The organism is Halapricum sp. CBA1109, assembly GCF_009741825.1.
Taxonomy (GTDB): domain Archaea; phylum Halobacteriota; class Halobacteria; order Halobacteriales; family Haloarculaceae; genus Halapricum.
The window spans coordinates 1-9,637 of record NZ_WPCA01000106.1 but is presented as its reverse complement, the minus strand read 5'-3'; the positions used below and the strand labels follow the sequence as shown (position 1 = coordinate 9,637).

Sequence of the window (9,637 nt, the reverse complement as noted above, 5' to 3'; positions counted from 1 at the left end):
AAAAAGTGGGTTCCTTACAGCTCCCCGAGTTTCCGGAGGACCTGCCCGCGGTGTTCCTCGTCGCTCTCGACGCTCTTGTGTTCGAGGACGTTCCGCTGGAGCTTATCGAGCGCGACGTTGAACGCCGTCTCCGCGCCGTAGCCCTCGCCGGAGCCGGCCATCTGGCCCTTGTTGGTCCGCAGGCGGATCTGACACTGGATCAACGGCGTCCCGCGGAGTTTCTCCTTGTGCTCGTGGAACCGGACGTGGGCGTGCTGGACCTGCATCGCCTGGTACTTGTCGGTGACCTCCTCGATGCCGACTCGGACGTCCTCACGCGAGATGGTGTCAAGCAGTTTGATGTTCGTGATCTGGACGTCCATGTGGTCCTCCTCGGTGAACGTCAGCGCCCGGAGGACGTCCGTCTTGGTGATCATCCCGGCGACGAGGGTGTCGTCCTCGGCGGGGGTGACGACGAGGCCGCTGTAGTCGTTGTCGAGCATCCGCTTGACCGCCGTCTCGACGGAGGCGTCGACGGTCGTCGTCGCGACGGGGCTGGACATAATGTCGTATATCGGGAGGTCCAGCAGGCGGTCGTTGTCGCCCGCCCGCTCCCCGACGGTGGACTTGTCGATATCGCGGACGACGACGTCGACGATGTCGTGGCGGGTGACCATCCCCGACAACTGGCCAGCGTCGTCGATGACGGGCAACCGGGAGATGCCGTTCTCCCGCAGGAGGTTGATCGCTTGCCCGACCTGTCCGTCCTCGCCGATAGAGACGACGTCCGCCGTGTATATCTGGGCGACGGTGAGAGCGTCGAGGTTGTGGAGGACGGCCTCGAGGATGGCGTCTTCGGTGATCGCACCCCACAGTTCGCCGCCCTCGAAGACGGGGGCGACCTTGATACCGCCCTCGACGAGGACCCGCGCCGTTTCGCGGACGTCAGCGTTGCGCTCGACCTTCGGCGCGTGTTCGGTCATCGCGCCCGCTTTGGTCTGGTCGCCGACGTGGGACTGGACCAACTGCTTTTGCGTGATCACCCCGACGTAGCCGTCCTCGTCGGTCACGATGATCCCCTTGGGATTCTCACGCTCGAAAATCGACCGCACCTTGCCGAGTCGTTCGTCCACGTCCACCTCGATGTACTCTCGAGAAGCAATGTCGGCAATATCCATCGTACCATCGATAGTTGGTCGCCAGGGGTAATCAAAGTTTGTGAGACTCTCACAACGGGAGAGCCCCAGCAGGGTTTACCGTCCGGCCTCCCTACTGCGGATATGCTCCCCGATATTACGGTCTTCGGCCGGTACACCTACCTCGTGACAGAGGTTATGTGGGGGACCGTCGCGCTGGCGTTGTTGCTGTACGCCGACGCGCTTCGGACCGCCGCCCGCACCGTCCTCGTTCTGTACCCCTTCGCGTACGTCTGGGACTGGTACACGCTGGAAGTGGGCGTCTTCGAGATACCGCTCCGGACCGGTATCGAACTGCTCGGAATCCCCCTCGAGGAACACATCTTCATGCTCGTCGTCCCGGCGATGGTCGTCGGCGCCCACGAGACGCTCGGTATCGTACTGGACGGGGACGAGGCGCCTACGGACGCGGGTCCTCGCTGATTTCGTACAGGTCCGAGTGATGATCGGTGTCGAAAATACGGAGAGCGTGGGATACACACGTCTGAGAACGTGTAATTCGTCGGATGGGTCCGGGCGGATTTGAACCGCCGGCCTCCTCCATGTCAAGGAGGTGTCATAGCCAGCCTAGACCACGAACCCTCGCTGGGCGAGTGCAACTCAGAGTAGAGGACACGGGTAATTGAAGGTTTCGAAACGCCGGCCGCGTCCGGTGGTTGTGCCCGTGACACACGGTCAGGAGCCGCGCTGTTCGCGCAGGTCACGAACGACGATGATGACGCCCGGGAGGACGAGTATCGGCGCGAGAATCGCCGTCGGTTCGTACAGCGCGGCTATCAGAGCGACGAGGCCGAGGAGGGCCGCCCGGGTGTAGGCGACGGTGTTCAACCGCTCGGTCCAGACGCCGAGGAAGACGATGCTCCCGACGTAGAGGACGGCGACCATCGAGGCGAGTTGACTCGTCCCACCGATCCGGAGCGACACCCCGGCCCGGGCGAACGCGGCGACCAACAACAGCGTCGCGAGGACGCGTTTGAGCCGTGTCGAGACTTCCATCGGTCGCCGTTGGTCGCCGGCGAGTAAATGCGTCCCGACACCCTTTTAGCGATGGACGGAGTTGTACATCACAACACGAAACAGTCCATCGGTGACCATTATGCAGGAATACATAGACAGAGTGACAGGCGGAGAGGACCTGACGGAGACCGAGGCCCGCGAGGCGGCGACGGCCGTCTTCGAGGACGCGACCGAGGCACAGATCGGTGCGCTGCTGGCGGCGTTGCGGGCCAAAGGCGAGACAGAAGCCGAGATAGCGGGCTTCGCACAGGGGATGCGCGAGGCCGCGCTGACTATCACCCCCGGCCGGGAGACGCTAGTCGACACGTGCGGGACCGGCGGCGACGACTACGACACGATCAACGTCTCGACGACGAGCGCCATCGTCGCGGCGGGCGCGGGCGTCCCCATCGCCAAGCACGGCAACTACTCGGTGTCTTCCTCCTCGGGGAGTTCGGACGTGTTGGAGGCCGTCGGCGTCGACCTCGACCCCGACCCGGAGTCGGTTGAGGCGACCGTCGAGGACATCGGTATCGGCTATATGCACGCGCCGGAGTTCCACCCGGCAATGAAGGCGGTCATCGGGCCGCGCCAGGAACTGGGCGTCGAGACGATATTCAACGTTCTCGGGCCGCTGACGAACCCCGCCGGCGCGGACGCGCAGGTGCTCGGCGTCTACGACCCTGACCTCGTGCCCGTCATCGCCCAGGCGCTGGCGCGGATGCCCGTCGAACACGCGCTGGTCGTCCACGGTTCGGGGATGGACGAGATCACGATTCACGACGAGACGACCGTCGCCGAAGTCGAGGGCGAGGCCATCACCGAGTACACGCTCACGCCGACGGACCTCGGCCTCGAACGCCACGACATCGCGGCCGTCGCGGGCGGCACGCCCGAGGAGAATGCGGCGGACCTCGAAGGCATCGTTACCGGCGAGGTCACCGGCGCGAAGCGAGATATCATCCTCGCCAACGCCGGCGCGGCCGTCTACGTCGCCGGCGAGGCCGACTCGCTTGCAGCCGGGGTCGAGGCGGCCCGGGAGGCCATCGACTCCGGCGCGGCGGCGGCGAAACTGGAGGAGTTGCGGGGGCGATGACGCGCGTGAAAATCTGTGGGCTCACCCGCGAGGCGGACGTCGACGCGGCCGTCGCGGCCGGCACCGACGCCGTCGGTCTCATCGCGGGCGTCACCGTCGACACGCCGAGAGACGTCTCGCTCGAGCGCGCAGCGGCGCTCGAAGCGACCGTGCCGCCGTTCGTCACGACGGTCCTCGTGACGATGCCCGCCGACGCCGCCGAGGCACGCGAGCGTATCGACACAGTGAGTCCCGACGCGGTGCAACTCCACGCCGCCGACCCGCAACTGGTCGCCGACCTCGGCGACACCGCCGTCGACGTACTCGCTGTCGTCGACCCGACGGACCCGGACATCGACGCCTACGCCGAGGCGGCCGACGCGTTGCTGGTCGACTCCGTCGACGCCGAGGGCGGCGGCGGCACCGGCGAGACACACGACTGGGAGCGGACCGCAGCCATCGTCGACTCGCTGTCGGTCCCGGTGGTCCTCGCCGGCGGCCTGACGCCGGAGAACGTCGCCGAGGCCGTCACGACTGTCGACCCCTTCGCCGTCGACACGGCCAGCGGGGTCGAATCGAGCGGCGGCGTCAAAGACCACGACGCCATCAGGGCCTTCGTCGAGGGGGCGACTCGCCCGCGGGGTGCCGTATGACTGGACTCGACCGCACGCGCGAGGCGTTCGTCGAGATGGCCGGCGAGGGGCCGGCAATCGTCCGAACGGCCGCCGAGTTGTCGGTCGACGTCGATCCGCTCTCGGCCTACGCGGCGCTTTCGGGCCGGACCGCCGACACCGAGGCGGCCGAGTACACCTTCCTGCTGGAGAGCGCCGAGAAGGTGGCCTCCAGCGACCCGGACGGGGCGTTCGCGCCCTCGACCGACGACCGTCACGCCCGCTACTCCTTCGTGGGGTATGACCCCGTGGCCGTGGTGACCGTCGACGACGGCGTCGATATCGAGGCGTTCGACGACCGCTACGCCGACACCCTCCAGCCGAACGGTGGAGACGTCCTCGACACCCTCCGGGCGTGTCTGCCCGACGCCGAGCGGCGAGGGTTCCCCGACCACGACCGGCAACTGCTGGAGGGTGGCCTCGTCGGATTCTTGGCCTACGACGCGGTGTACGACCTCTGGCTGGACGAGGTCGGGCTGGAACGGCCCGGGTCGCGGTTCCCGGACGCGCAGTTCGTTTTGACGACGAAGACGCTGGTGTTCGACCACGTCGAGGAGTCGGTGTCGTTGGTCTGTACGCCGCTGGTCGAGGGCGACGCCGGCGAGCGCTACGACGAACTGGCCGCCGAGGCTGACCGCGTCGAATCCGTGCTGTCCGGGGTCGACGACCCCGAGACGGGCGGTTTCGAAAAGGACGCGGAGGTGGCCGGCCCCCGCGGGGAGTACGAGGACGCGGTCCGTTCGGCCAAGGAGTCGGTGCTGGACGGCGATATCTATCAGGGCGTCATCTCCCGGACCCGCGAGCAGTACGGCGACGTGGATCCGCTGGCCTTTTACGACTCGCTGCGGTCGATCAACCCCTCGCCGTACATGTACCTGCTCGGCCACGACGACCTGACCGTCGTCGGGGCCAGCCCCGAGACGCTGGTGTCGGTCGGCGGCGACCGCGTGATGGTCAATCCAATCGCCGGGACGTGCCCGCGGGGGAACAGCCCCGTCGAGGACCGCCGACTCGCGGGCGAGATGCTCGCCGACGGGAAAGAGCGGGCCGAACACACGATGCTGGTCGACCTCGGTCGGAACGACGTGCGGCGGGTCGCCGAACCGGGTAGCGTCCGCGTCGAGGAGTTTATGAACGTCCTCAAGTACAGCCACGTCCAGCACATCGAGTCGACGGTGACGGGGACGCTCTCGCAGGACTCCGATGCCTTCGACGCCGTGCGGGCTACCTTCCCCGCGGGGACGCTCTCGGGCGCGCCGAAGATTCGCGCGATGGAGATAATCGACAACCTCGAACGTTCGCCGCGGGGCCTCTACGGCGGCGGCGTCGGCTACCTCTCGTGGGACGGCGACGCCGACTTCGCCATCGTCATCCGGTCGGCGACGGTCGAACACGACGCCGCGGTGCCCGAAACGGTCGACATCGACCGCACGAGCGCCGACCGGATCACCGTCCAGGCCGGCGCGGGCATCGTCGCCGACTCGGTGCCCGACAGCGAGTACGAGGAGACCGAGAACAAGATGCGCGGGGTCTTGGACGCTCTGGAGGCCATCGAGGCCGCTCCCGGGGAGGTGTCCCGATGAGCGCCGCCGACGGCGGACGGCCCCGCGTGCTGTTCGTCGACAACTTCGACTCGTTCACCTACAACCTCGTCGAGTACGTCAGCGAACACGCCGAGACCGAGGTGCTGCGGAACACGGCCGCTCTGGAAGACGTGCGGGCGGTCGACCCCGACGCCATCGTCATCTCGCCGGGGCCGGGCCATCCCAAAAACGACCGCGACGTGGGCGTCACCGCCGACGTACTCACGGAACTCAGTCCCGAGATTCCGACGCTGGGGGTCTGTCTCGGACTGGAGGCGGCCGTCTACGAGTACGGCGGGACCGTCGGGCGCGCGCCCGAACCGATCCACGGCAAGGCCTTCCCCATCGACCACGACGGCGCGGGCGTCTTCGCCGGCCTCGAACAGGGATTGCAGGGCGGCCGCTACCACTCGCTCATCGCCACCGAGGTCCCGGACTGCTTCGAGGTGACGGCGACGACCGAAGCCGAGACGGACGACGGAACTGTCGAACTCGTTATGGGTATCCGCCACCGAGAGTATCCGCTCGAAGCGGTCCAGTTCCACCCCGAATCGGTGCTGACTGCGGTCGGTCACGACGTCATCGAGAACTTCCTCGCGGGCGTCTGAGCGAAATCTCCACTCGAACCCCCGGTCGTTTCCGCTGTAGATTCGCCTCGTGTCTCCCGAATTTACCCGCCGGAATTTCACTTTCACTCCGGTCTGGACACCGTTAAGGGTGCCCGAACCGACCCACTGAAACGTACGCGTTTGAGAGGGGAACGCCACGAGACTACCACCGAATAGTATCGGCTCTGATATGTCCATATCACCGCAGGAACTGACGAACGACGGGTTAATATGGGGCCCGCGAGTAACCGACTTCCGCCACAAATGACACACGTGACGCCACACATCGCCGAGCGTATCGACCGACGACGGACCGACCGGACGCGGGGTGAGTTCGCGTGAGCGACGCCGAACTCTCCGCCGACGAACTGACGCTGCCGATCAAGCGCACCACGGGAGACAGTATCGAGGAGCGACTCACCGCAAACGCCTACCACAACATCCTCCCCGCGCGCTATCTCCGCAAAGACGCAGAGGGCAACCCCGACGAGAGCCAGGAGGAACTGTTCGAACGCGTCGCCGAGAACGTCGCCCTCGCCGAGGCCGTCTTCGAGGCCGACAAGCAGGACGAGACCATCACCGTCACGCCCGACCAACTCAAGCCCGACCATCCGCGGCGCGACGAACTCGCCGCCGAAGTGTTCGGTAAGGGTACGAAAGCCACCGACGACGCCGAGACGACGCTCTCTGTCTACAACGTCAACAAGTTCTCATACGAGACCATCGTCCCGGAACTCCCCGAAGACGTACGCGACCACGTCGAGGACACCGCCGCCGAGTTCCAGGACCTGATGGAACACCTTTCGTTTATGCCGAACTCGCCGACGCTGATGAACGCCGGCGACGAACTGCAGCAGCTTTCGGCCTGTTTCGTCGACTCGCCCGAGGACGACATCGACGACATCCACCAGACCGCAAAGGAGGCCGCACAGGTCTTCCAGAGCGGCGGCGGGATGGGGTACGCCTTCTGGCGACTCCGCCCGTACGGCGACCCCGTCGGTTCGACCGGCGGCATCGCCTCCGGGCCCATCACCTTTATGCGGACCTACGACCAGATGTGCGAGACCATCGCCCAGGGTGGCGCCCGCCGCGGCGCCCAGATGGGCGTGATGCGCATCTCCCACCCTGACGTCATCCAGTTCATCCACGCCAAGAACAAAGACGTCAGCCTCGCGGAGACGCTGCGCCTGAACGACCCCGACGACTTCACGCACAACTCCTTCGCGGAAGCCCTAGAAGAGGCCCGCGGCCTCATCGACGACGGCGGGAAGGTGCCCGAGCACCTCCGCAACGCCGTCGAGGGCCACCTCTCGAACTTCAACATCTCCGTCGGCGTCACCGACGCCTTCATGGAGGCCTTGGAGGCCGGCGAGGAGTTCACCTTCACGAACCCGCGGACGGGCGAACCTCACGTCGCCACCGAGGAGACGAAGGAACTGTACGATATGTTCGGTCTCGGCGAGTACGTCGAGGCCGGCGAAGTCCTGTCTATCCCCGCAGAGGAACTGTGGGAGGATATGATCGAGGGCGCCCACGAGAACGGCGAACCGGGCGTCGTCTACCTCGAACGCATCAACAAGGAGCACTCCTTCGACACCGAGGAACACCCCGACCACCAGATCCTCGCGACGAACCCCTGTGGCGAACAGCCCCTGGAGGAGTACGAGGCCTGTAACCTCGGGCACATCAACCTCTCGACGCTCGCCGCGGAGGACGCGCCGGACTGGCGCGTCTGGAGCGAGGCCCACGCCGAGGAGTACGACACCGAGGCCGAGGCAGTCGGCGCCTTCCTCGAGGCGGCCATCGACTTCGAGGAGTTCGACCGCCGCATCGACAGCGGGACGCGCTTCTTGGAGAACGTCGTCACGATGAGCGACTTCCCGGTCGAGAAGATCGAACAGAAGGTCCGGGAGATGCGCAAGATCGGACTGGGCGTGATGGGGCTGGCACAGCTGTACATCCAGCTCGGCGTCCGCTACGGCTCCGAGGAGGCAAACGAGATCGCGAGCCAGCTGATGCGACACATCAACCACGGTTCGAAACACGCCTCCCACGAACTCGCCGAAGAGCGCGGGACCTTCGAGGAGTGGGACAACTCCAAATACGCCAACCCCACCGAATACCGCGAGTGGTTCGAGCACCAGACCGGCGAGGACGCCGACGACTGGGCCGAGGGCTTCCCGATCCGCAACCACAACACGACGACCATCGCGCCGACCGGTACGACGTCGATGATCGGCAACACCACCGGCGGCTGTGAGCCCATCTACAACGTCGCCTACTACAAGAACGTCTCCGGCGACGTCCAGGGCGACGAGATGCTCGTCGAGTTCGACGACTACTTCCTCCGAACGCTGGAGGAGAACGACCTCGACGTCGAGGCCGTCAAGGAGGAGGCCCAACAGCAGATGGCCGAAAACGAGTTCGACGGCATCGACGGCCTGACGACGGTGCCCGACGCCATCGGCGAGTTGTTCGTCACGACCGGCGACCTCTCGGCGAAAGACCACGCCGGCGTGCAGGTCGCCTGCCAGCAGGGCGTCGACTCGGCTATCTCGAAGACCGTCAACGCGCCCAACGACTCGACCATCGAGGACGCCGCGGAGGTCTTCCAGTACATCTACGACCACGGCGGCAAGGGCGTCACCTACTACCGCGACGGCACCCGTTCGAAGCAGGTGCTGACGACCCGCGCCCAGAACACCGAGTTCGCCGATATGGACGAGGGCGAAATCGTCGCCCAGATCGAGGAGGTCTTCGACGGCATCGAGGGCTTCTTGGAGAGCGAGGAGGTCCAAGCGGCGCTGGACGACTCCATCGCGGAGATTCTGGACATCGCGGACGGCCAAGAACCCGAGTACGCGAAAAAGCGACCGCGGCCGGATGTCCTCCACGGCGTCACCCAGCGCATCGACACCGGCTACGGGAAGCTGTACGTCAACATCAACGAGGACGACGAGGGGCGGCCGTTCGAGCTGTTCGCCAACATCGGCAACTCCGGCGGGTTCACTGCCTCCTTCACCGAGGCGCTGGCGAAGACCATCTCGACGGCGCTCCGGTCGGGTGTCGACCCCGAGGAGATAGCCGACGAACTGCAGGGCATCCGGTCGCCGAAGGTCGCCTGGGACAAGGGCGAGCAGATCCAGTCCATCCCGGACGCCATCGGCACCGCGATGCGGCGCTACCTCGACGACGACATCGAGCGCGCCTACCCCCAACAGCAGAACCTCACCGAACTGGAGAAAGAGGAGGCCGACGCGGCGGCCGAGGAGCCGTCGCCCTCGACCGACGGCGGCGGTGCAGTGAGCGCGGCGAGTCGGTCCGCTTCGGAACCCGACGCCGGCGAGAGCAAAAGCGCCGAGCAGGAACTCATCGACAAGGGCGAGAGCCCCGAGTGTCCCGACTGCGGGTCGATGACGCTGTACTACTCCGAAGGCTGCAAAACGTGCGAAAGTTGCGGCTGGAGTGAGTGCTAACCACTTTTTACTTCGTCGGGTGCGCGCCATCGGCGCGCACCTCTCCTCGCAAA

Annotated in this window: 8 protein-coding genes and 1 tRNA gene; 6 read left to right on the top strand and 3 right to left on the bottom strand. The window is 66.1% G+C overall.

The annotated features are described in order from the left end of the window. Positions 1–14 precede the first annotated feature (14 nt). Positions 15–1,157, bottom strand: a complete 1,143-nt coding sequence (locus GJ629_RS11580) for a CBS domain-containing protein (RefSeq protein ID WP_157513210.1) — start codon at positions 1,155–1,157, stop codon at positions 15–17. Between the two features lie 102 nt (positions 1,158–1,259). On the opposite strand from GJ629_RS11580, the gene GJ629_RS11575 reads away from it, so the two are divergent. Continuing rightward, the gene (locus GJ629_RS11575) at positions 1,260–1,598 is read left to right on the top strand and encodes a lycopene cyclase domain-containing protein (RefSeq protein WP_157513209.1); all 339 of its coding nucleotides are present in this window, start codon (positions 1,260–1,262) and stop codon (positions 1,596–1,598) included. A gap of 84 nt (positions 1,599–1,682) precedes the next feature. On the opposite strand, the gene GJ629_RS11570 is transcribed toward GJ629_RS11575, so the two are convergent. Both GJ629_RS11570 and GJ629_RS11565 read right to left on the bottom strand, forming a co-directional pair. After that, positions 1,683–1,757, bottom strand: a tRNA-Val gene (locus tag GJ629_RS11570). A 93-nt stretch (positions 1,758–1,850) separates the two neighbouring features. Then, complete coding sequence (locus tag GJ629_RS11565) at positions 1,851–2,171, bottom strand: hypothetical protein (protein WP_157513208.1); 321 nt, start codon at positions 2,169–2,171, stop codon at positions 1,851–1,853. A gap of 100 nt (positions 2,172–2,271) precedes the next feature. On the opposite strand from GJ629_RS11565, the gene trpD reads away from it, so the two are divergent. From trpD to GJ629_RS11540, 5 genes are all read left to right on the top strand, one after another. After that, positions 2,272–3,267, top strand: coding sequence for an anthranilate phosphoribosyltransferase (gene trpD, locus GJ629_RS11560; RefSeq protein ID WP_157513207.1), 996 nt, complete (start codon positions 2,272–2,274; stop codon positions 3,265–3,267). After that, complete coding sequence (locus GJ629_RS11555; protein WP_157513206.1) at positions 3,264–3,899, top strand: phosphoribosylanthranilate isomerase; 636 nt, start codon at positions 3,264–3,266, stop codon at positions 3,897–3,899. The genes trpD and GJ629_RS11555 overlap by 4 nt, the downstream gene beginning before the upstream one ends. After that, positions 3,896–5,500 (top strand): anthranilate synthase component I, encoded by a 1,605-nt coding sequence (gene trpE, locus GJ629_RS11550; protein ID WP_157513205.1) that lies wholly within the window; start codon positions 3,896–3,898, stop codon positions 5,498–5,500. Before GJ629_RS11555 ends, trpE begins: the two co-directional genes overlap by 4 nt. After that, positions 5,497–6,108, top strand: coding sequence for an anthranilate synthase component II (gene trpG, locus GJ629_RS11545; RefSeq protein WP_157513204.1), 612 nt, complete (start codon positions 5,497–5,499; stop codon positions 6,106–6,108). The genes trpE and trpG overlap by 4 nt, the downstream gene beginning before the upstream one ends. Before the next feature lie 338 nt (positions 6,109–6,446). Next, positions 6,447–9,584 carry an adenosylcobalamin-dependent ribonucleoside-diphosphate reductase gene (locus GJ629_RS11540; RefSeq protein WP_370515882.1) on the top strand — a complete coding sequence of 1,046 codons (3,138 nt, stop codon included), beginning with the start codon at positions 6,447–6,449 and terminating at the stop codon, positions 9,582–9,584. Positions 9,585–9,637 lie beyond the last annotated feature (53 nt).

Coding starts and splice junctions, on each gene's coding strand:
- GJ629_RS11575 (WP_157513209.1), top strand. CDS start 1,260: ATGCTCCCCGATATTACGGTCTTCGGCCGGTACACCTACCTCGTGACA.
- trpE (WP_157513205.1), top strand. CDS start 3,896: ATGACTGGACTCGACCGCACGCGCGAGGCGTTCGTCGAGATGGCCGGC.
- trpG (WP_157513204.1), top strand. CDS start 5,497: ATGAGCGCCGCCGACGGCGGACGGCCCCGCGTGCTGTTCGTCGACAAC.
- GJ629_RS11565 (WP_157513208.1), bottom strand. CDS start 2,171: ATGGAAGTCTCGACACGGCTCAAACGCGTCCTCGCGACGCTGTTGTTG.
- GJ629_RS11580 (WP_157513210.1), bottom strand. CDS start 1,157: ATGGATATTGCCGACATTGCTTCTCGAGAGTACATCGAGGTGGACGTG.
- trpD (WP_157513207.1), top strand. CDS start 2,272: ATGCAGGAATACATAGACAGAGTGACAGGCGGAGAGGACCTGACGGAG.
- GJ629_RS11555 (WP_157513206.1), top strand. CDS start 3,264: ATGACGCGCGTGAAAATCTGTGGGCTCACCCGCGAGGCGGACGTCGAC.